Below are 22,855 nucleotides of genomic sequence, written 5' to 3' on the forward strand. Positions count from 1 at the left end.
AGTAGCCTCCTCTAATCATTTATTTCGTTACGATATACTTTTTCATCATCCGTACAGCAACCTGCGGGTATTCTTCTCCCAACAGGCCCATTGCGGACATGATATATTCTTTGTCAATAGGGAACCGGGCTTCTTTCGGTTTGAGCACCAGCGGATCGGCTTCATCAAACAATATGCCTTTTAAAATTTCTTCCGGCTCGGGATTGTTGACAATAACCCCGCCTGTGCCAATTACTGCCGTCACTTTTGTCAAATCCTTGCCATGCTGGACAAACGAGCTGCCCATTGGCGTAAAGTAGGTGATTAAGTGTCCGACATGCCTGTCCGCCCCCAGCCGCACACAGGCTTTGCCCATGGCAATTTCAATCCTGGCCTCGGCTTCGGTTTGCGGCAGGTGATCAATATCAGCTTCCACTTTTAACACATAGGCCGCAGCTTCTGCTTCGGTAACTCCGGCAAATTCGGCAATCAACTCAGCTCCGGCTGCCTTTAACAGCGCTCCGGCACTGTAGCGCATACCCAGGTCGCCTTCGACCGTGCGCTTGCCAAACGGTTCAGCCAAACCTTTTAAGTTTACCCCGCCGACCGTCGGGTCGCCTTTGGCAATGGAATAGACATCAGTAGTTGCCCCGCCGATATCAACAACCATCAAATCACCCAGACCAGGCTCCTTGCCCGCTCCCTGACTTAAGAGCTCAGCGGCTCTAAGCACGGCAGCCGGTGTCGGCATTACCATACGGTCAACCATTTTATTGGCCCGGTTCAAGCCTTTTGCTTCGGTTATCCGCTTCAAAAAGATATCCCGGATCACGGCGCGGGCGGGCTCAATATTGAGTTCATCCAGCTTTGGCATAACATTTTCGGTAGGACGCACTACAGAAAGCTTTTCTGATAGAATTTTGACCACCGCCGGGGCTACCGATTTGTTGCCTGCCACGACAACAGGCACATCCAGCCCCAGTTCAGCGAGCATCCTGGCATTATGCAAAATTACTTTTTGATTTCCGCCGTCGGTGCCGCCGGCCAAGAGAATGATGTCCGGCTTAAGTCCGGCAATTTCTTCAATCTCATATTCATTCAGTTCATGAGTAAATACCTTCAGCACCTTGGCACCGGCTCCCAAGGCAGCCCGTTTGGCTGCTTCAGCAGTCATCTCAGGCACCAGGCCGACAGCTATCATTTTAAGCCCGCCGGCAGCGCTTGAGCAGGCAAGCACCTTCTCAAACTCCAGCTTGCCAGTCTTGGCAGTGAGTGCGGCTAATGCTTGATTCAAACCGTCCATGATATCTGTCTCGACAGTAGTAATACCTCTGGCAGTACCTAACACTTGCTCCTGTTCAACGTCTACTGCTGTAATTTTGGTATATGTACTGCCAAAATCGATAAGCAAAACGTTATTCAAAGCAAAGACCCCTTTATTATTTCAAGTCCTCTTTCAAATCGGCAAGCACTTGCTCAGGCAGTGTGCCTGGCGCATATACTTTGTCATAGCCCATAGCAAGGAACTTTTTCTCAACTTCAGTAAAATCAGATTTACCAACAACCAGGTTACCGCCAACATACAGCAGAATGTCTTCAATGCCGGCTTCACGGCAACGGTCTCTTAAACCACGGCAGTCAATTTCGCCGTGTCCATAAAGCGAAGCCACCAAAATTGCCTTGGCATCGGTTTCGATTGCCGCATTAACAAATTCTTCCTGAGGCACCAGCACCCCCAGGTTAATTACTTCATAACCGGCCGCTGTGAGAGCATGGTTGAGGATTTTGTTGCCGACTGCATGGCAGTCAGCGCCAATTACGCCTAAAATAACCTTTTCCTTGTTTGTCATCTCCACTACTCCTTTGCTTTATCAGTCTCTGCTACCAACCGGCCGATGACCTGTTGGAGCGATCCCTGGTCTATTTCGTAGTAAAAAGTGATGATATCCTGTGTTTCTGCAGCTGCCTGGCGTACCATTTGCTTCATCGACTCGGCGGCAATAATGACCTTATACCCGGCTATACATTGCCTAACCTGCTCCCGTTCAGTCCCGGTACAGGCTTTCAGCCCAATACCGTTACAGCCAATCTTGGTCAGGAGACGATCAAGCGCATCCACAAATTCCTGTGTTTTAGCAACAACAGCCACCTCAGTACCAGGCTGCAGTCGGGCCAGCTTAATGACCGCTTCGAGATTGGGTACAGAAGCCACAGCCAGCAACTTGGCAGTATTGCCGAGCACCCCCGCAACAACCGACTGGTGTTCCGCCGTCGTGATCACCAGATCACAGGCGGCAAGAAATTCAACCTTTACCACACCGGCTAAGAGGTCTGACAGCACTACCGGTTCAAATTGCGCATGCGCCGTTTGACTGAGCTGAGCGATGAACTGTTCCACATATTCCAGGGTACAATCCACAACAGCCACCCTGAGCTGCCTGGTTGACAGTTCGCGTTCTTTGGCCCGGATGGCGGTAATGTTGGCAAACTGTTCCACAGTAAACCCCAGTTCAACCACCTGTACCATTGCCGCGTCAATAATTTTGAGCGCCCGTTCAATCCGGCTGCCTGCGACATCCGCGCCAGCCGCCGTTATATCTCCAGCCTGTCCGCGGACAAAAGTACCGCGTCCCTGCCGGGCCTCAAGAACTCCTTCAAGCAAAAGTTCCTTATAGGCAACACTGACGGTATTGCGGCTAATGCCCAGTTCTTCGGCCAAACTGCGTTCTGTCGGCAGCTTATCGCCTTTTTGGTAATAGCCTGTCTTGATTTTGTCCAAGATGTACGCTTTTACCTGCAAATAAATAGGTATGCCAAGTTTTTGCACAATCATAATATCATCATCCCACCAAATTGGACCATTGGATTAATCCAATTTGAATTTCTAAAGCTATTATCTCATACCATTTGCGAAAAAGCAAGAAAATTCTACAAAAAAATACTGTATTCATTAAACTTTTTTTATCTGCTTTTCACCTCTGAAAATAGTGTTTCCTGGCTATGTATTTTTAGCCGTCCGCCAGGTCTTATGTTGGGCACGCAAAACATATATATCTTGTCAGGACAAAACAAAGAGGGGTTATAACAAAACTTGGGGCACGCCTAAGCGTGCCCCAAGTACAAATCATGCATCAGCAACCCTATATTGTTGTCTTTTATTCTAACCTACTGATATATATGGCATTTCGACTTCTGCCTTACTTTTATAGTGCTTCTTCGTCAATTCCCATTTCTTTGCGCTTTCTGGCATTGTTCCTGATTTTGATGGTACCGACAATGATTTCCGGAATAAGTACGAAGAATAAGCCGATATAACCAACCGAGCCGTAACCTTTTACGACAATATTGGTCAGGCCAAAAATCGATATGCCTGTACAGATTGCAATCGTGACAAACGAAACAAAAATTCTGCGCACCCGGAGGCTTTCAAACATACCTTCAGGCTTTATCACCGATTCAAACCGGGCAACGGCAGCAAAGGTCAGCGCTACCCCGCTGCCCAGCAAGGCAACGAACAGAATGAGGCTATACAGCACCTTCAGCCAGTCTATGCCCAGATGGGTAGTGACATAGTATACCGGCAGCGTCTGTTTCACAGAACCGGGCGCAAAACCAAGCAGCATGAGACAGACAAGCAACAGAAAGACGCCATTGAACAATGTGCCGAAGAACATGAACCAGTTGCATTCCTTGGTGGTCTTAATATTTTGCGCCGCCGACAGCATCGGCATCGCCGTGAACGATTGGAACCCGACATAAATAAGCATCAGCCAAACGGCTTCTCCAAAACCGGTGCCAAAGGTTTCCTTGGTAGCGATAAAATTCTGCCATTGGAGCGCGCCGGCCTCAATACCCAGATAGGCAAGCAGGCCAAGGGTGGGGATCAGGAAATAAGTCTTGAAGTTCAAGGCCTTAATAATCAAACCGCCGCCGAAGATCGTCAACAGCAAGGTGATGAAACCCACTGACGTAATACCGATACCATAATTAAGTCCCATGGTACTCTGGAGCAGGGAGCCCGCACCCGCTATCGCCGTGCTTACGGCACAGGCGATCAGCATAAGGTTCCCGAATTCAAATATAATTCCAAACTGCTTTTCGTACGGGTGATAGAGAACATTGGCATAGGCTTTATAGTTGTATGCCTTGTGATCTTTGGCTAACACAAGGGCATTCCGGTGGCCCCAGCCTAAAAGAATCATAGCGATTATTGGTAGAAAAACGGAATACCAGCCAAATTTAACATAAAAGTTGACTTCCTGGTTGCCGGTGGCAAACCCCCCGCCACAGTGGGTGGCAAACCAGACCGCCCCCATGGAAAGTCCGATTCCCCACCCCATTGACATCGGTTTTTTCCTGCCTGGTTCTGCATTTCCCGGGCCGGTCATCTGCTGCCCGTTATTGATATTACTCATCCTCTCGCCTCCAATGTATGTAGTTCACCGCCGCCTTTAATGGCCTAAAAATAATAAAGTTCGTTGTTGGCATACTCTTCCTTTCTTGATATGATATTACCATCATACTATTGTGTAAATAACCTGTCAATCGCGAAAGATATTATGGCATCGGTGTTACCCTTATCCTGTCCTAGCAGAAAGTTATACTTGCTGTCAGGACAAAAAAAACCGCCGTAAAGGCGAGATTCATAATTCCATAATTATGAATCTGAAAAAAATTGAATCTTTGAACTGAAAACTTTTACCTGTCGAGTTGAAAAATATTTCAAATTCATGTAATATAAATAAGATATCCTAGATTTACCGGAGGATCAACTATGGCTCAAATTAAAAAAGTCAAATTATCTGATACAGTAGTCGAAGAAGTTTTAAAGGCTCTTGAAAACGGCCGGTTTAAGCCTGGGGAAAAAATCCCGTCAGAAAGTGTTTTGACAAAAGAATTTGGTGTCAGCCGGACGACCTTGCGAGAAGCATTTCAAAAACTTGAATTATTGGGCAAAATGTCTATTCGCCAAGGTGACGGAACCTATGTAAACGATGGTCCGCCACCTACTATATATAACCATATCAACTCTGCCTTCATATTCGGCAATACCGATATGACCAAGCTTTTGGAAGCCAGAGAATGTTTAGAGATGTATGCGATAAAATTAGTTGCCAACCGTGCTACCGCCGAGGATGTTGCCAGACTCTATGAGAGTATTAGCTCAGAAAAAGATAACTTGACTCCCCAAAATTTCCCAAAACAGGATTTCTTATTTCATCAGTTGCTTATTGAATTAAGTGACAACCCAATTCTTTTGGGTTTCTGGACTTCCATCATGTCTCTGATTAAGGAAGAACAAACCCGCATAGCCAATATACCGGGTGTGCCGGAGCAAGCATGGGAAACCCACAAACAGATTATTAAAGCCATTGAAAAAAACGATGCCAAGAAAGCCCAAGCTTGCATGCAGCAACATTTATCCTTATTGCCGGGAATTGTTTTATCAGATGTTTCTCACAGAAAAAGCCGGGAAAATAACAAATAGGTTCTACGGAACCATACCAATAAAAATAGCCCCTTCCAGGGGCTATTTTTATTGGTATGGTGAGTCAAGACTCCCGCCGCTACAGGCGGTGTCAGTTCAGGTGGAGTCGACTCTCCACCTGAACCCACGATGTTTCAGCAAAGCTGGAACAAGTTCACTGGTATACTTTGGCCTGCTCCTCACCGCTAAGCACTCGCAGCGCCCCCTCCGCCAAAGCAATCATTTCATTTTCTCCCGGAACAACCTTAATATCGGCGATGAATTGTACCCGGTCTGTAATCAGTTTGACAAGCAGCTGATCATATGCAAGGCCACCGGTCAGAACAATAGAATCCACCCGGCCGGCCACTGCGGCCGAACCTGCCGCAATCTCTTTGGCAATCTGATAAGCCATGGCTTCATAAACAAGTTTTGCTTTGGCATTACCTGCTGCAATCATTCTTCCCACTTCCCTGCCGTCATTGGTGCCCAAATAACCTACTAATCCCCCTTGGCCGACAAGCAACTTCCTGACTTCACTCATTGAATACTTCCCGGAAAAGCACAATTCAATCAAGTAGCCGGTAGAAATACCACCTGCCCGTTCCGGGGAGAATGGCCCCTCTCCGCAAAGGGCGTTATTGACATCAACGACTTTTCCTCCCGTATGGACACCGACAGATATACCACCGCCCATATGGGCAATAATTAGATTAACTTCATTATACGGTTTTCCCAACTCCCTGGAGATTTTACGGGCAACCGCCTTCTGGTTCAACGCATGAAAGATACTTATCCTGTCATAAGCGGGAAGACCGGATATTTTCGCAATGTCGGCAAGTTCATCAACCACCACCGGATCAACAATGAACGCAGGAATAGCCAGAGTATCCGCGATTTCCTTCGCAATGATTCCACCCAGGTTCGAAGCATGCTCCCCCCTGTGGGCAAGACGCAGATCTTTGATCATGGTTTCGTTAACCGCATATGTGCCGCCTTCAATGGGTTTTAACAAGCCGCCCCGCCCCACTACGGCATCCAGGATATCAATAGCTATGTTGTTTTCAGCCAATAGTGTAAGTATCCCATTTTTTCTAAACTGGTATTGTCCAATCACAGTTGTAAATGCTGCCAGTTCCGCATTCGAATATCTGACTACCTCTTCATACAGCAACTGTTCATTGTCATAGACCGCCACTTTGGTCGACGTTGATCCTGGATTGATTGCTAATATTCTAAACTTATCCTTCATAGCTTTTTTCCTCCTCACTTTTACTTGCCATTAAAACACCGATTGCTATGGAGTTGAGCTTTACAATATCGGAATCGGCCCGTGATGTCAAAACAATCGGGGCTTTAGCTCCCACGATGATTCCCGCTATTTGGCCTCTTGCAAAAAACACGATGGATTTATACAATACATTTCCCGCTTCGATAAACGGCATTAGCAGAATGTCGGCATTACCTGCCACCGGCTGGGTAATGCCCTTATGTTTAGCGGCCTCTGGTGATACTGCATTATCCAAGGCAAGCGGTCCTGCGACAAGGCAGCCTGTTAGTTCGCCGGCTTGGTTCATTTTTACCAATGCCTCGGCCTCCAGGGTAGCCTTCATCTTGGTATTCACTTTTTCTACCGCGCAGATACAAGCTACTTTGGGATTATCATTGCCAAGTGCATTAGCAACTTGTACTGCATTTTGGATGATCTGCTTTTTTACCGCTACATCTGGTTCAATATTCATGGCCGCATCGGTAATATAAAACAATCTGTCATAGCCGGTCACACCGGCTACCGCCACATGAGACAGTACGTTTTCCGTCCTAAGCCCGAATTCTTTATCAAGTACAGCCTTTAGTATTACGGCAGTATCTACCAGTCCTTTCATAACTATTTGCGCTTCTCCCTGTGCAACCAGTCGTACCGCCGTTCTACAGGCTTCAATACTGTTTTTTTGGTCAATGATTTTGAACTTATCTATAGCAATATGGTTGTCTTGCGCGATCTGCCGGATTTCAGTCTCATTGCCGACTAATATGGCGGCAGCTATCCCTAATTCCCGGGCACTATTGACTGCCAGCAGCACTTCACAGTCCTGGGCAACTGCCACAGCAATGGTTTTAGGCCCTTTCAGCTGAGAAATCTTTACAATTTCTTCGAACCTTGTTATCATGCACTACCTCCTCCAGCTAAAATAGGATCAACTAATTTGGAACTTATTTATCGTTGTCTGGAAACTCTGAGCCAGCTTGGCCAGGCTCTGGCTGGAAGCGGCAATTTCCTCGATGGCAGCCGAGTGTTCTTCGGTAGCTGCCGTTACTTTTTGGGCTTGTCCAACTGCCGTTTTACTGCAATCGTCGACATGTTCCACAGAGGCTACCACTTGTTCACTGCTATTTGCCAGTTGCTCTATGGCAACAGAAATATCCTGCACTTGTTCAGATACTTGTGTTACCAGTGTTGCTATTTCACTGAACGCATACCCGGCCATAGTTACAGCCTCTGTTCCCACCTTAACCTCCCGGGTACCTTCACTCATTGCAACCACTGCTTTATTGGTATCCTCCCGAATTTCAAAAATCAAAGTGGCGATTTGCTTTGCTGCTTGCTGAGATTGTTCCGCAAGATTTCTCACTTCTTCCGCTACCACCGCGAAGCCTCTTCCCTGCTCTCCCGCTCTGGCAGCCTCAATCGCAGCATTAAGCGCCAGTAAGTTTGTCTGCCCGGAAATGCCTGATATTGTATCAACAATCTGGCCAATTTCCTGGGAGCGTTCACCCAGTTTCGTGATAACCTGGGCAGAATGGTTTACAGTCTGTTCAATATAAGTCATTTGATTGACAGCTTTCACCACAGAGGCATTACCTTCTTGGGTTTTATCGGCGGCCTTGCATGAGATTTTCGATACATGGCTGCTATTAGCAGCCACTTCGGTGATACTGACTGACATCTTTTCAATTACAGTGGTTGCAGCATCGATTTCGTTCATTTGTTTTTCTACACCCTGGGCAATATCATTAATTGATCCGGCCACCTGGGTTGCCGCCTGAGCTGAGTGTTCAGCGCTGGCAGTCAATTGCTGGGAAGCTGCCGCCAACTGCTCTGAGGATTGAGCCATCATTACCACCATATTGCTAATGCCTTTGGCCATTGCGTTAATAGCACTGCTAATCTCACCAAATTCATCAGGTCTGTCAGCAGCGATAGCTAACCTTAGATCGCCTGTCGCATAGCGTTTTGTTGAATCAAGAATGGAATGTAAGGATTTTTTTATATAGCCGGGAATGGTGATTGTCAAAAATCCGGCAATAAGCATAGTTACAGTACCAATGACGGCAGAAATCATGATAATCTTTTGTATAATTTCCCGGATAACCGCCAGGCGGGATTTAACAATTTGCGTATTTTCCTCAGCTAACATGTGACTGCCTTTCATAATCCCTTCAGCAAAAGGTACATATTTTTTTCCGATTTCAACAGACTGGATTTGTAATGCTTTAGCCTGTTCCAAATTACCGGCTTTCTGTTCGGCCATTTGCTCCCGGATAATTGTCACAAATTCACTTTCTGTCCCCTTTGTATATATAGTAGTGTCGCTTATCAGTTTTTCTACTACAGGCTGTTCTGCCGCATCAGTTACTGCCATAATCTGTTTTTCTATTTCAATGGCATTATTTAACTTTTTACTAAAGTTATCTAACATTTTTTCATTGCCATACGCAACAAAACCCCGTGCCTCACCAATCGCCCCGGTAAATTCATTTTCTACTTTTAATGATAAGGTCAACCTAGTGGTAGCCCTCTCTAATTCTATTACCTGATCCCGGATGCCGTTAACGGAGTAATAGGAAATTATGCTTAATACTATAATTGAGAACATCATTGCCATAAAGCCAAGCGTAATTTTTGTACCTACTTTCATATTGCGCCCCATAAAGTTCTGTTCAGCCCCCTTGAATTTCTCATGTTTTTACTATGAGTCTTAGCCTGAGGTCTCCAGTGACCGGCATATTGCCCGGCGGCTGCCTGCTTTACGGAAAATAGCAGCCGCCAGGCGGCCAGGTAATGTAATTTTGGGTGTTTCCTGATTTATGGCTGCTTGAATTGCAGGCATTTCCCCGCTTCATATGCCTTGTCGAGCAATTGCACAACATGAAGGCATTCTTGATTTCTTCCATTTTGAACCAGTCCGTCAACAATATGCATTCGGCAGGAACCACAGCTGGTTACAACCGTATCGGCAGCCGTTGAAGCAATATCGGCAATTTTGCGATCATTGATTTTTCGGGAAACATCATAGTGCGCCAAACTGAAGGAGCCGCCCGCCCCGCAGCAGCGGGCCGGTTCTTTCATTTCGACGAATTTCACTCCCGGGATGGCAGCGACAATGGCACGCGGCTGAGCAGTCACTTCAATTCCCCTGGCCATATGGCAGGGATCATGCATAGTTACCGTGGCAGGTACCGGTCCCAAAGTATCTTGCCGGAATCGCAAGACATCAACCAAAAACTCACTGATTTCATAGGTCTTAGCAGCCAGGTTCCTGGCCTGCCGCTGTAAGTCCGGCTCATCATGGAACAGTTCCGGATACTCGATTTTAAAGGCTTCCGCGCAAGAGCCGCAGGCGGCAACAATATAATCAGCATTGACGCGTTCAAAAGTTTCAACATTGTGTTTGGCAAAAACTTTAGCCAGTTCAACGTCACCGGACATATACACCGGCGTACCGCAGCAGTGTTGTTTCGCCGGTATGGTGATTGCCACATTATTGGCTTTCAGTACATTGATTACTGCCTGACCGATATCGGTGTATACATAGTTAATGGTGCAGCCAGTAAAAAATGCCACTTTCATCCGTGGTTTAGCTGCATTAATATGTTCAGGAAATTGGCTGCGCAGCGGCGTGGCCGCAAAGGGAGCTAACACTCGCCGCCGGTCAAGTCCGGGCATCGGAAAGCGGGCAACAACAGCCATTCGTCCGGGCAGTTTTTTCATTTGCAGCGGACCGAACAGGCCGGCCATGCGCAGAGCGAAATCAAACAGCGTCCGGTTAGCAAGCAATGCAAACACTTGTTTTTTTATCGGGTTCAGACCTCTGGCTTTAACCGCTGCCTGGCGTCCGCGCAAGATAAGTTCGTCAGCTTTGACACCACAGGGACATTTAACAGCACATGCCTTGCAGGACACACACATAGCCATCCGCTGATCAAAGCCTGCGGAAATTTCGGCATTACCGTTGATTACAGCCTCCATAAGCGACAGCTTACCCCGGGCCACCGCCGCTTCTGTCTGAATTTCTTTATAGATGGGACATACTTCCATGCAATTGCCGCATTTCATACAGTTAGCAAGAGCATCTTCAATGTCTGTCAGCAGCTTTTTATCCTCTTTCATACCTTAACACTCCCCGACTAGTTTTCCAGGATTGAGGATGCAGTTAGGATCTAACGCCTTTTTAATAGCGCGCATGGTTTTCATACCGACCTCGCCGAATTGGTCCTCCATATACTTCAATTTTCCCAGCCCGATTCCATGCTCACCGCTAAGAGTACCCCCAAGCCTGATGGCAGTGGTAAAGATTTCATCCATTGCTTTATAGACCCGTTCCATTTCCTCTTTGTCGCGCAGATCGCAGACGATGGTAGGATGCAGGTTGCCGTCGCCTGCATGGCCGAAGGTGCCGATTGTGACTTTATGTTTTGCGGCTGCCTGATTTACCGCCCGGATCATTTCCGGTACCTTACTGCGTGGAACAGTTGCGTCTTCGGTAAACGTAGTGGGCCTGAGTTTTGCCAGGGCCGGCAGGGCCGCACGCCGGGCTGCCCATATTTTGTCACGCTCGGCAGCGTCTTTCGCTACCTGGATTTGATCGGCATGGTTGGCTTTGAGCACTTCCACCACTTTGGCGGCTTCTTTTTCCACTACTTCGGGAATACCGTCAACCTCAATAAGCAGCACGGCCTCGGCTTCTGTCGGCAGCCCCACTTTGGCGTAATCTTCTACCGTTCGTATGGTTGCGTTATCCAGTATTTCCAGGGTAGCGGGAATGATTTTGCCGGCAATGATTGCGGCAATAGAGTTGCCGGCATTGTCTAAGTTCGAGAATATGGCCATCATGGATTTTTTTGCTTCCGGGGCGGGCACCAATTTGACAATGATTTTGGTTATAACCCCCAAGGTGCCTTCCGAACCGGTAAATAGCTTGGTTAGGTCATAGCCGGCTACGTCTTTCACATTCTTGCCACTGGTTTGTAAGATACTGCCGTCGGCAAGCACAACTTCCAAACCCATTACATAGTGTTTGGAAACACCATATTTAAGGCCGCGCAAGCCGCCGGCGTTCTCCGCTACCGTGCCGCCAAGGGTTGCTGTGGCTACGGTACCGGGGTCAGGCGGATAGATCAGCCCAAACTGCTCGACCGCTTTGTTAAGAGCGGCAACAATAACTCCCGGCTCGGCGGTGGCAACAAGATTCGCCTCATCGATTTCAAGGATTTTATCAAAACGGGTCATCTGAAGGACAATCCCGCCTTTTGTCGGTACAGTACCGGCACTCAGATTGGTGCCTGAACCGCGAGGGTAAACGGGTATCTTTTCCGTATTGGCCAGCGCTAATACCTGGGAAACTTCATTTGTATTTGCAGGAGACACGACGGCATCCGGCATATGTGAAAAACCAGGAGTCGCATCATAGGCATAGCAGAGAAGATCTTCTTTATCGGTTAGAACATACGCTGTTCCTACTATCCTTCTTAATTCATTTAACAAACAGCTCTCCATACTTTTTTCACTTCTTTCTTTTATTTTAGTGTTATAGAAAAGCGGACACGCCCAAGCGTGTCCCAAATACAAGTGGTGTATTAAAAAACTATACTTATTGTTGTTTTCACCTAACTACAGGTACTGTATTTGCTGCCGCAGTCATTACCGTAATTGTGTAATCTTCCCGTCCAAGCTTTTCTTGCGCTATTGCCAGCGCTTCTGCCGCAGTTGCCGCCGGAATCATGCCGGCTTTCCGGATAAACCCGGCATTCTCCTGTTTGGTCACAATGATCAGCGATATTTGGCGAGCTATATCGAGCAGCCTGTAAGCCAAAAATCCGGGGATGGTAAAGTTGGCCCGCAGAGCCATCTCATGCTCTAACATTGTCGGATAGTTAAACCAATTACTAAATTCGGCCGGCTCCATAATATCCGGCAATTCCATGAAACAAATTACAACACCTCCCGGCTTAGTCGCCATATAGGCATTGTCGATTGTTTTCACGCCCTGATATAGATTGATATCCTTGGGAAAACCGCCTGCACTGGAAACAACCAAATCAGCTTGCGCCGTAACGGGAACTCCGTAGATATCATCTACCATCTTAGTTCCTGCCAGCCAGGCCTCATGCCAGTGTCCGGCCACAAACCTGGCAAACTGATTCTCCGGTGTAAATACGGCATTCAGCAAAAAGTCCGGTTTAGCCAGAGCCGCCTGCTCAATCATATCCTCATTCATTTCATTGCCTTCCAGCTTACCGGAAATACAGTTCGGATTAAGACCTTTGCCCACTTCTTTATTCATACAAAACAGATGATTACCCTGAATTGTCTTAAAACCGCTAATACCAGGCAAAATGGCTTTGCGTCCGCCGCCGAAACCGGCCATTAAATGGTGAACAATGCCACCGGTCAAAATCACCTTGTCGGCCTCGGCAACGCTTCTATTGATATAGCAATCAACCCCGTTTTTGGTCTTACCGGTGTATACAAGCTGATCTTGATTATGGCAGTCGTGGTTAGCAACGGCGACCCGCTTGCAGACCTTATCGCCACACAATATGACAAACTCTTCTTCCGTATTCAAACGGTGGGCGCCGGGAGCAATGACAATAAATATGTTTTGGTCGGGAATGCCGGCATCGTTCAATTCATCTAATAAAACCGGCAGAAATTGATCAAATTTTACCCAGGCGCGGGTTATGTCACTAACTACTATGGCAACCTTGTCGCCAGGCTCTACCACTTCCTTAAGCGGCGGCGTTCCGATTGGATTACGGAGTGCCTCACGCACGGCTGAGGGTATATCGGCAATTGCCGGACATGGCTTGCCCACAACATTATTAATGATCTTTGCTTCCGGCAGGGCTACCGCTATCTTGCCATTGCCGTAACCAAACTCAAATACGGATTCACGCATACTATCCCTCCTATTTTTCGTCTTCTGCCTTGCCTTTTACAGCGCTTCTTCGTCAATGCCCATTTCTTTGCGCTTTCTGGCGTTATTCCTGATCTTGATGGTACCGACGATAAGCTCTGGGATAATTACGAAGAACAGGCCGATATAACCAACCGAGCCATAACCTTTTACAACAATATTGGTCAGGCCGAAAATCGATATACCGGTACAGATAGCGATGGTGATAAACGAAACAAAAACTCTTCGCATCTGGAGGCTTGCAAACATGCCGGCAGGCTTTATCACTGATTCAAACCGGGCAACGGCGGCAAAGGTCAGCGCTACCCCACTGCCTAAGAGAGCCACGAACAAAATGACGCTGTACAGCACCTTCAGCCAGTCTATACCCAATTGAGTAGTAACATAATATACCGGCAAGGTCTGTTTCAGAGAACCGGGCGCAAACCCCAACAGCATGATGCAGACAAGCAGCAAAAATACGCCGTTGAACAGGGTGCCAAAGACCATGAACCAGTTGCATTCCTTGGTGCTCTTAATACCTTGCGCTGCCGACAGCATGGGCATAATGGTAAAGGACTGGAACCCGATATAGATCAGCATAAGCCAAAAGGCTTCCCCGAAGCTGGTCCCGAAACTTTCCTGGGTAGCAAGAAAATTCTTCCATTGGAGCGCACCGGACTCAATGCCCAGATAGGCTAAAAGACCGAGAGTGGGAACCAGGAAATACGCCTTAAAGTTTAAGGCCTTAATAACCAGTTGGCCGCCGAAGATGGTTAAGACTAAGGTGACAAATCCTACCGCCGTGATACCGATACCGTAATTAAGTCCAATGGTGCTCTGGAGCAGGGAACCTGCGCCCGCTATCGCCGTACTCACAGCACAGGCAATCAGCATAAGATTCCCGAACTCAAATACAAGACCAAAATATTTTTCATAGGGATGAAACAGAACATCGGCATAGGCTTTATAGTTGTACGCCTTATGATCCTTGGCCAATACGAGGGCATTCCGGTGACACCAGCCCAGAATAATCATCGCAAATATTGGCAGGATAATCGAATACCAGCCAAACCTGACATAAAAATTAACTTCCTGGTTGCCTGTGGCAAATCCCCCGCCGCAATGAGTGGCAAACCAGGCCGCTCCCATGGAAAGCCCGACTCCCCACCCCATTGTCATCGGTTTTCTCCCGCCTGGCTCTGCACTTGGCAAACCGGTCAGTTGCTGCCCTTTATTGATATTACTCATCGTCACGCCTCCAATGTATATATTTCACCTGGAAGAACGCAGACTTACTACCCCTTATTAAGTTACAACTGAAAAATAGCTACTGCTTGGTTTTAAGCTGCATCACATAATCATACCCTTTGGTTAGCGCCGCTTGATTTGCCGGTATCATTCCGGGCTTCGCGGCAAATTTCTTGGCAAAAGCATCCATAAGAGATTCTTTGGCTACCACAGCGGTAGCAGCCAGCAATGCCCCTAATGCCACCATATTGATCATCTTGATGTTACCTAACTCATTAGCAATTTCATTGATGGGTACAAGGTAGCTCTTGATATCCTGGCGCTCCACCTCCTTACTGACAAGAGAACTATTAATAATCATCGCTCCATCAACCGCCATGGCTGACTCGAACTTATCCAGTGACGGCAAGTTCATGATTACGGCAGTTGCCGGCTTGGTAACAATCGGCGCCCCCACAGACCCGTCGGTAATGATGACAGAGCAGTTAGCGGTGCCGCCGCGCATCTCAGGACCGTAAGACGGCATCCATGATACATTCTTGTTTTCAAGCATTCCCGCATAGGTCAACAATTGTCCCATAACCATAACCCCTTGACCGCCAAAGCCTGACATGACAATTTCGTGTCTCATTGTTTCACCTCCTCAATATTTTTATAAACGCCAAGCGGGAATTGCGGCAGCATGTTTTCTTTTAACCAGGTTTTGGCCTCTACCGGCGTCTTGCCCCAATTTGTCGGGCAGGTAGCCAATACTTCCACTAAGGCAAAACCTTCACCGCGAATCTGAACTTCGAAAGCGGTTTTAATGGCTTTTTTGGCCTTAGTCATATTAGCCGGATCATTAACCGAAACACGGGCTATATATTTAGCTCCGTCCAGGGTTGCCAAAAGTTCGGATAAACGGATAGGCGACCCCGCCACTGCCAGCTGGCGTCCGTAAGGAGAGGTTGCGGTTACTTGGTTTACCAAGGTTGTCGGCGCCATTTGGCCTCCGGTCATACCATAAATGGCGTTGTTTACAAATATTGTTGTTATCTTTTCACCCCGCGCAGCGGCATGCACTACTTCCGCCATACCAATGGCGGCGATGTCTCCGTCTCCCTGGTATGTAAACACTACATTTTCCGGATGCACACGCTTAATACCGGTAGCCACCGCCGGAGCACGGCCATGTGCTGCCTGTTGGGAATCTATGTTAAAATATTGATCTGCCAGTACAGAACAACCAACAGGTACAACACCGATCGTCTTTTTTTGTATCCCCAGCTCATCAATCACTTCTGCAACTAAACGATGAATAATACCATGCTGACAACCCGGACAGTAGTGTGTCGATACATCCAGCAGCGATTGCGGTCTAGCAAACAACTTCTCCGCCATTGTTATTTGCCCCCTTTTGTTTCAAATATTTCCACTATTTGTTGGTAAACATCCTGCGGGCTCATCATCATACCGCCGGTGCGGCCATAAAAGTGAACCGGCCTGGAGCATCGGATAGCCAGGCTAACATCTTCAACCATCTGCCCGGCACTAAGCTCTATTGTTAAAACAGCAGCCGCTTTATCAACCGCCTTTAACAACGCCGCCTTCGGAAAAGGCCACAAGGTAATCGGCCGGAACAGACCCACTTTATAGCCCTGTGCTCTTGCCATTTCCATCGCTGAATACGCAACACGCGACGATATTCCATAAGCCACCAGCACTAACTCGGCATCTTCGGTGAAGGTTTCTTCCCAGCGCACTTCCTGTTCCTGAAGCAGTGCGTATTTTTTTTGCAGCGCGTCGTTTACCGCTTCCAATGCCTCAGGGTTAAGACGAAGCGTATCTATTATATTAGGTTTGTCCCGCTCACCCATGCCGGTTGTCGCCCACGGCTTTTCCACCGGGATTACCGGCAGATTATGAAAATCAACAGGTTCCATCATTTGACCAAGAGCACCGTCGCCTAAAAGCATTACCGGATTTCGATATTGATCGGCAAGGTTAAACGCGAGCACAGTCAATTCTGCCATTTCCTGAACACTGTTTGGTGCAACCACAATACAGTGATAATCACCATGACCGCCGCCTTTAGTCGCCTGAAAGTAGTCTGCCTGACCAGGCTGTATGCCGCCAAGACCCGGGCCGCCTCGCATGATGTTTACAATTACGCAGGGTAATTCACCGGCAGCAATATAGGAAATACCTTCTTGCTTAAGGCTTACGCCCGGGCTTGAAGAAGAAGTCATTACTCTCGCGCCGGCACCTGCTGCACCATAAACCATATTAATGGCAGCTACTTCACTTTCCGCCTGGAGAAATACACCGTTTACCTGCGGCAAGCGTTTAGCCATGTATTCGATTAGCTCAGACTGCGGGGTGATAGGATAACCAAAATAATACCTGCAACCGGCAATAACAGCGGCCTCACCGATAGCTTCGTTACCTTTCATCAATACCTTCTCTGCCATTTCTCCACTCCCATTCATTCGTAGATTTCGATTACTACATCCGGACAAGCCTTGGCACACAAGGCGCAACCCACACATTCGTCAGCATCAGGGCAAGTTGCGGGATGATAGCCCTTAGCATTAAAATCAGGAGACATTACAATAATGTTTTTTGGGCACACATCCAAACATAACTCGCAACCTTTACATTTTTCCTCACGAAAAGTTGGTTTTGGCATACTTTCCCCTCCTTAAAAATTGACTAAGCTTGCCAAACATGAATTCCACATTCCTTCTTTCAGCCTGGTCTTTGTCAATAATGAACAGGCAACGTATTACCTTAATATCATATTATCATCATACCATTGAGTAAATAATCTGTCAATTGCGAAAGATATTATGATATTATTTATTTTCTTTTACATTTCAAAAAACAGTGCTCTCACGCACTATTTTAGCCTTCTCGCAAAACAAAAATAAGAAAAACCCCGCCGTAAAGGCGAGGTTATAATTCCATAATATGTTCTTCAATTACACCATTTTCCTGAATATGCAAGATTCCGTAGCCCGGCCTGGAACCGCCCCGGGGCGCTCCCGGGCTGCCCGGATTAAACAGCAGCCGTCCGTCATGCCAGCCGCTATAGGGAACATGCGTATGACCGAAAACCACGATATCAGCGCCATATTGGGCCCCCCACCAGACAAGCTCCTGCATGCCATACTTCACATTATAGCGGTGGCCATGGGTCAGCCAAATAGTTTTACCGGCCAATTCCGCATAGGCATCCACAGGCACAGCCGTCGTCCTGTCACAGTTTCCCGCCACCACCGTTACCGGCAAGCCGGTCAGTTCTGCCAGTTTCCAGCCATCCTGAAAGTAGTCGCCGGCATGGAGCCAATGATCAACCGGACCGGCGGCGGCAATTACCTGCCGGAGTGCGGCTATATCGCCATGGGTGTCACTGATAACGCCGATTCTCATGTTCAAGCGCCGCCAGTTGCTTCACTAATGCTTGTATCGCGCGGCCGCGATGGCTGATATTGTTTTTTTCCGCTGATGACATTTCTGCCAGTGTGCGGCCAAACTCCGGCACCAAAAACAGCGGATCATAACCAAAACCCTTACCCCCGCGCGGCTTGGAGAGAATAACCCCGTCCACTGTCCCTTCCGCGGTGAGCAGCACTTGCTCCGGCTTAGCCAGAGCAAGCACACAACGAAATCTTGCCTGCCGTTTTTCATCAGGTACACCAATTAAATGGGCCAATAACTTTTTGTTATTATCTTCATCACCGGCGTGTTCGCCCGCATATCTGGCCGAATACACGCCCGGCGCTCCCTGCAGATAATCCACCTCTAACCCGGAGTCATCGGCCAGGCAAAGCTTGCCTGTCAGCCGCGCGTAAAAGCTGGCTTTAGCGCAGGCGTTCTCGGCAAAGGTCACACCCTCTTCCGGTGCTTCCGGATAGCTCCCCAGGTCGGCCAATGAACTAACCTTATAGGGCAGTTCGCGTAACGCCTCTTTAAATTCGGCAATTTTGCCGGCATTTTTGGAGGCGACAATAATTTCAATCATGCTTTCCTGCACCGTTTATCCCTCCCGGCCTACTTTCCATGCCAACTGGCCCAGTGTTTCTTTTTGGATGTCCAGCAGAATGTCAATCCCCTGACTGCCCACTGCAATCATTTCATTTAGCTGTGTTTGGCTAAAGGTTCCTTTTTCACCGGTTCCCTGCACTTCAACAAATTCACCGCTGCCGGTCATGACCAGATTCATGTCAACAACAGCCATGGAGTCTTCACTATAACATAAATCAAGATAAACTCCCTCAGGCATGACGCCGACACTCACGGCCGCCAAAAAGTCCTTGACCGGAAAGGGCTTCTGACTATCGCCCCAAATGCGGCTTACCGCATCAACCAGAGCTACAAACGAACCGGTAATGGCGGCTGTCCGGGTTCCGCCGTCAGCCTGCACCACATCACAGTCCAGCCAGATGGTCTTTTCCCCTAAGGCTTTAAGGTCAATAACACTGCGCAACGCCCGGCCAATCAACCGCTGAATTTCGTGAGTGCGGCCGCTTTGCTTGCCTCTGGCAGCTTCCCGGACATTGCGGCTCTGGGTGGAACGCGGCAACAGGGAATATTCGGCACTCACCCAGCCTTCGCCTGACCCTTTCAAAAATGGCGGAACCTTTTCTTCAATAGTAGCCGCACAAATCACCTTGGTGTCGCCAAACTCAATAAGCACCGATCCTTCGGCATATTTTAAATAATTGCGGGTAATTTTTATTTTTCTGAGTTCGCTGTTTGTGCGTCCGTCTGCTCTGGCCATGAAAAGCCCTCCTAAAAAATATTAAAATATCGAAGATTGGATTACAGTTGTTTAGTACCTTGCGTCACCTAACTATTTGGATTATATAGCAGTCTTTTTCCACCCTGCGTCGTTGTCGTCGCCTTACATATGTCCGATATGCGCGGCTCCTCCGCCTAGCAGGGCGAAAAAATCCTTACTATCTACTCTCAAATGTTAAGTGCCGCAAGGTACTAGTATATCCTCCTGCTTATCCTGGATAAAGCAGCAGTCATGCCGCCCCGCTTGCCGCGCCTTATGTACCGCATCACGCGCCTGTGCACGGCAGGCCGGGCAGCTGTTGCGGGGGATAATGGCGGCAAATGCTGATTTCATCCCGAACGGGTAGCCCTGTGCCTGGGTGTCAATGAGCTGATAGCCATGACACCGGGGGCAAAGCCGCACCGTTTCCGTTTGCCGTTCCTGAATACCGCTGTCATCATAATAGATGTTCCGGCGTTGCTGCCACCAGCCTCCGGCCTTGGCGACGGCTTCGCGGCGCAACCTGTCCCGCCCCTGCCAAATGTCCTGCCACTCGGCTACCAGTTTGGCAATATAGTTGGTGGTTGCCACCGACTGGCGCGGGCACCGGGCATTATCCGGTTCAATTACCCGGCTATAGTCCAGACCTGCCATCGCCAAAATGATGCCGGTATTAACATAAGGCAGCGCGTCTTCAATCGAATAGCCGCCTTCCAGCACCGCAATATCGGCCTTCAGCTTTTCCGCCAGGCGGGCATACCCCTGGGCTGTCACCGCCATATTGGCGAGTGGATCACTATAATGATTATCCTGCCCGGCTGAGTTAATAATCATGTCCGGCCTGAAATCCTCCAGCATCGGCAGCACCAGCCGGTCAAGCACCTCATGCAGCCCCGCGTCGGTGGTGCCTGGCGGCAGCGGAATATTAACCGTAGAGCAGAAGGCTCCCGGACTGCCCAGCTCACTCATGGCGCCGGTTCCCGGATACAGGGTGCGTCCATCCTGGTGAAAGGAAATAAACAGCGTGTCCGGATCATGATAAAAAATATCCTGGGTGCCGTCGCCATGATGGACATCGGTATCGACAATGGCGATGCGCTGCACCCCATAATGGCGGCGCAAATATTCCACCATAACGGCCTCAATATTAATGGTGCAAAAACCCCGTGTACCATGCACTACCCTCATGGCATGGTGTCCCGGCGGCCGCACCAGGGCAAAGGCATTGGTCACCTCACGGCGCATCACGGCTTGGGCCGCGGCAATGGCGCCACCGGCGGAAAGCAGATGGGCATCGGTAATCAGGGATTCAATATTGGGCACACCGATGTGAACCCGCTCAATATCGGCCAGTCCGGCAAGCTGCGGCCGGTATTCTTTGATAGCCGGCAAATCCAGCAGTCCTTCTTCCACAATTTGATCCCGGGTATAGAGCAGGCGTTCTTCCCGTTCCGGGTGAGTGGGGGTTATCGCCCAATCAAACGCCGGAAAAAATACTAATCCCAGCGATGCAGCCTTCATAGTTCCGCCTCCCGCATTTGTACCGGCATCAACACACCAGGCTTGATCTGCAGCTTGCAGGTCATAATTTTCCCGATGGTGTTAAAACCGCGGATTAGGTTGAATTCTTCTTCGTACAGGCGTTCACTGCAGTCGGCGGCTTCCGCCATTCCTCCGGCCGCCGCCCGCTCTGCCAGATGAGTACCGGCGGCAGTCCAGGCATCCTGTAAGGTAAAGCGCCGTTTAGCAAACTCCTGGATAACGCCTAATTCCGGTACTGTATAAAAACCCTGCGCCGTATCGGCCCTGAGCGTAATTTCGGTTGTCGGCCTGGCAGCAGCGGCACCGACAGCATTGGCTACCATATGTCCCGGCGGTATCTGCCAGGGCAGTTCCAGCTGCTTGGCCACCAGCGGCGCAAGCCCGCTGGCCGCACCACCTACCCCAATCAGCAATTCCGGTTTAAACGGCCGGCCTGCCACCAGTTCTTCCACCTTGTACACCGGTCTTGCCGCCTGTTCTGCCAGCATATCCTGCACTGCCTGACATACGGTGGCGGCGGCCAGCCGCAGCGTTTCCCAGGCAGCCTCTGCCGCTGTCTGCGTAGCCTCAGCAACCCTTTCCATCGCCTGCCTGGCCAGCCCGATGTCGCCATAGTCAATTAACCCGGCAACCCTAAGCGCGTCCGTCACGGCAGGCGCTAAGCCGCCATTGGCCATAGCCGGGCCGCAGCGCATCGGGCCAACAGCCAGCAGGCCGTTTTCCCGGCGCACATAGCTGTCGCCGCCGATCCCCACCGAGCGCAGACAAAAAGAACGAACCGCCGTAGGATAATCCTTCACCCTGGCTCCGTCCGGGGCAAATAACGGCATACCATGTTGCCATAAAGCAATATCGGTGGTGGTACCGCCCATATCCAGCGAGATGGCCGGTTCCACCGGCTTGGTCAAAGCCATAATCCCCAGCACGCTGGCTGCCGGTCCGGTAAAGATGGCCTCAACCGGCGTTGATTTGGCTGTCGTCAGCGGCAGCGTGCCGCCGTCAGCTTTGAGTATATATACCGGCGCAATAATATCCCGTTCAGCCAGAGCCGCTTCTATGGCTTGGGCAAAACGGCTGAAGATGCGCCAAACAGCCGAGTTATAGTAGGCTGAATTAATGCGCCGCAGGTAATTGAGCGAACCGGAGACTTGGGTGCCAAGTGTGATATGCTTGGGCTGCAGATACTTATTAACCCAATCGGTTACCAGCTGCTCCTGCCGGGGATTACGCACCGCAAATTTGGCGGCTACGGCTGCCACCTCATGGTCCTCAAGCTTACGGCAAACGGCCGCCACTTCTGCTTCTGCCGGACAGGCCTGTTCCCGCCCGCGATGGTCGGTATAACCTGACAAAAAGTGAGGTTCGCCGGGTATCAGCCCGGTTACATTCAGCCCCGGACCCGGCAGCAGGAATAGAGCTACTTTGTCGGTTTTCCCTTCCACCAGCGCATTGGTTACAATGGTTGTCGAAAGGGCAGCCCGCCGGATTTTTTTAGCATCAACCCCTGTAAGCACCTTGTCGATAACGGTAACAACCCCGTTTAGCAGCGACTGCCGGGTGGTGGGAGTCTTGGCCGCAGCCACAACCTGGCCGTCGGCAATAAGTACCGCATCGGTAAAGGTTCCGCCAACATCAATTCCCAATAACATGCCCTTCGCCTCCAAACAAAACCGGCTG

The 22,855-nt window shown here is 49.1% G+C and carries 22 protein-coding genes; 1 reads left to right on the forward strand and 21 read right to left on the reverse strand.

The genetic code is table 11. The features are described 5' to 3' along the window. Window positions 1–19: 19 nt before the first annotated feature. The 4 genes from glmL to SPSPH_RS15715 form a co-directional block, all read right to left on the reverse strand. Window positions 20–1,402, reverse strand: a complete 1,383-nt coding sequence (gene glmL / locus SPSPH_RS15700; protein ID WP_075757302.1) for a methylaspartate mutase accessory protein GlmL — start codon at window positions 1,400–1,402, stop codon at window positions 20–22. A gap of 16 nt (window positions 1,403–1,418) precedes the next feature. Further along, window positions 1,419–1,829 carry a methylaspartate mutase subunit S gene (gene glmS / locus SPSPH_RS15705; RefSeq protein WP_075757301.1) on the reverse strand — a complete coding sequence of 137 codons (411 nt, stop codon included), beginning with the start codon at window positions 1,827–1,829 and terminating at the stop codon, window positions 1,419–1,421. 5 nt (window positions 1,830–1,834) lie between these two features. Next, entirely contained in the window at window positions 1,835–2,812 is a 978-nt protein-coding gene (locus SPSPH_RS15710) for a GntR family transcriptional regulator (RefSeq protein WP_075757300.1), read from the reverse strand. Window positions 2,813–3,182: 370 nt separating this feature from the next. Continuing rightward, on the reverse strand, window positions 3,183–4,394 hold the full coding sequence (locus SPSPH_RS15715) for a hypothetical protein (RefSeq protein ID WP_223226375.1): 1,212 nt from the start codon (window positions 4,392–4,394) through the stop codon (window positions 3,183–3,185). A gap of 359 nt (window positions 4,395–4,753) precedes the next feature. Here SPSPH_RS15715 and SPSPH_RS15720 point away from each other — a divergent pair, with 359 nt between their 5' ends. Further along, entirely contained in the window at window positions 4,754–5,467 is a 714-nt protein-coding gene (locus SPSPH_RS15720; RefSeq protein ID WP_075757299.1) for a FadR/GntR family transcriptional regulator, read from the forward strand. Window positions 5,468–5,621: 154 nt separating this feature from the next. Here SPSPH_RS15720 and buk read toward each other — a convergent pair whose 3' ends face one another. The 17 genes from buk to SPSPH_RS15805 all read right to left on the reverse strand — a co-directional run bounded on the left by buk (window position 5,622) and on the right by SPSPH_RS15805 (window position 22,827). Then, window positions 5,622–6,698, reverse strand: coding sequence for a butyrate kinase (gene buk, locus SPSPH_RS15725; RefSeq protein WP_075757298.1), 1,077 nt, complete (start codon window positions 6,696–6,698; stop codon window positions 5,622–5,624). After that, window positions 6,688–7,617 (reverse strand): phosphate butyryltransferase, encoded by a 930-nt coding sequence (locus SPSPH_RS15730; RefSeq protein WP_075757297.1) that lies wholly within the window; start codon window positions 7,615–7,617, stop codon window positions 6,688–6,690. The genes buk and SPSPH_RS15730 overlap by 11 nt, the downstream gene beginning before the upstream one ends. Before the next feature lie 27 nt (window positions 7,618–7,644). Continuing rightward, complete coding sequence (locus tag SPSPH_RS15735) at window positions 7,645–9,366, reverse strand: methyl-accepting chemotaxis protein (RefSeq protein WP_075757577.1); 1,722 nt, start codon at window positions 9,364–9,366, stop codon at window positions 7,645–7,647. 60 nt (window positions 9,367–9,426) lie between these two features. Continuing rightward, window positions 9,427–9,558: a hypothetical protein gene (locus SPSPH_RS15740; RefSeq protein ID WP_269147953.1), complete on the reverse strand. Its 132-nt coding sequence runs from the start codon at window positions 9,556–9,558 to the stop codon at window positions 9,427–9,429. Next, entirely contained in the window at window positions 9,534–10,838 is a 1,305-nt protein-coding gene (locus SPSPH_RS15745) for a (Fe-S)-binding protein (RefSeq protein ID WP_075757296.1), read from the reverse strand. Before SPSPH_RS15745 ends, SPSPH_RS15740 begins: the two co-directional genes overlap by 25 nt. A 3-nt stretch (window positions 10,839–10,841) precedes the next feature. Then, window positions 10,842–12,224 carry an FAD-binding oxidoreductase gene (locus SPSPH_RS15750; protein WP_075757295.1) on the reverse strand — a complete coding sequence of 461 codons (1,383 nt, stop codon included), beginning with the start codon at window positions 12,222–12,224 and terminating at the stop codon, window positions 10,842–10,844. Window positions 12,225–12,330: 106 nt separating this feature from the next. Beyond that, entirely contained in the window at window positions 12,331–13,626 is a 1,296-nt protein-coding gene (gene larA / locus SPSPH_RS15755; RefSeq protein ID WP_075757294.1) for a nickel-dependent lactate racemase, read from the reverse strand. Window positions 13,627–13,662: 36 nt separating this feature from the next. Then, window positions 13,663–14,874 carry a sodium:solute symporter family transporter gene (locus tag SPSPH_RS15760; protein ID WP_233139160.1) on the reverse strand — a complete coding sequence of 404 codons (1,212 nt, stop codon included), beginning with the start codon at window positions 14,872–14,874 and terminating at the stop codon, window positions 13,663–13,665. A gap of 79 nt (window positions 14,875–14,953) precedes the next feature. Then, window positions 14,954–15,505, reverse strand: a complete 552-nt coding sequence (locus SPSPH_RS15765; RefSeq protein WP_075757293.1) for a 2-oxoacid:acceptor oxidoreductase family protein — start codon at window positions 15,503–15,505, stop codon at window positions 14,954–14,956. Beyond that, window positions 15,502–16,254, reverse strand: coding sequence for a thiamine pyrophosphate-dependent enzyme (locus tag SPSPH_RS15770; protein WP_075757292.1), 753 nt, complete (start codon window positions 16,252–16,254; stop codon window positions 15,502–15,504). Before SPSPH_RS15770 ends, SPSPH_RS15765 begins: the two co-directional genes overlap by 4 nt. A gap of 2 nt (window positions 16,255–16,256) precedes the next feature. Then, entirely contained in the window at window positions 16,257–17,324 is a 1,068-nt protein-coding gene (locus SPSPH_RS15775; RefSeq protein WP_075757291.1) for a 3-methyl-2-oxobutanoate dehydrogenase subunit VorB, read from the reverse strand. Between the two features lie 14 nt (window positions 17,325–17,338). Beyond that, window positions 17,339–17,542: a 4Fe-4S dicluster domain-containing protein gene (locus SPSPH_RS15780; protein WP_075757290.1), complete on the reverse strand. Its 204-nt coding sequence runs from the start codon at window positions 17,540–17,542 to the stop codon at window positions 17,339–17,341. A gap of 266 nt (window positions 17,543–17,808) precedes the next feature. Continuing rightward, window positions 17,809–18,285 carry a metallophosphoesterase family protein gene (locus SPSPH_RS15785; RefSeq protein ID WP_075757289.1) on the reverse strand — a complete coding sequence of 159 codons (477 nt, stop codon included), beginning with the start codon at window positions 18,283–18,285 and terminating at the stop codon, window positions 17,809–17,811. Beyond that, window positions 18,263–18,889, reverse strand: coding sequence for an XTP/dITP diphosphatase (locus SPSPH_RS15790; protein WP_331250342.1), 627 nt, complete (start codon window positions 18,887–18,889; stop codon window positions 18,263–18,265). Before SPSPH_RS15790 ends, SPSPH_RS15785 begins: the two co-directional genes overlap by 23 nt. 3 nt (window positions 18,890–18,892) lie before the next feature. Next, window positions 18,893–19,636 (reverse strand): ribonuclease PH, encoded by a 744-nt coding sequence (rph, locus tag SPSPH_RS15795; protein ID WP_075757288.1) that lies wholly within the window; start codon window positions 19,634–19,636, stop codon window positions 18,893–18,895. Window positions 19,637–19,831: 195 nt separating this feature from the next. Then, the gene (locus SPSPH_RS15800; protein WP_075757287.1) at window positions 19,832–21,157 is read right to left on the reverse strand and encodes a histone deacetylase family protein; all 1,326 of its coding nucleotides are present in this window, start codon (window positions 21,155–21,157) and stop codon (window positions 19,832–19,834) included. Then, window positions 21,154–22,827, reverse strand: coding sequence for a hydantoinase/oxoprolinase family protein (locus SPSPH_RS15805; protein WP_075757286.1), 1,674 nt, complete (start codon window positions 22,825–22,827; stop codon window positions 21,154–21,156). Before SPSPH_RS15805 ends, SPSPH_RS15800 begins: the two co-directional genes overlap by 4 nt. Window positions 22,828–22,855 lie beyond the last annotated feature (28 nt).

Source organism: Sporomusa sphaeroides DSM 2875 (assembly GCF_001941975.2).
GTDB lineage: Bacteria > Bacillota > Negativicutes > Sporomusales > Sporomusaceae > Sporomusa > Sporomusa sphaeroides.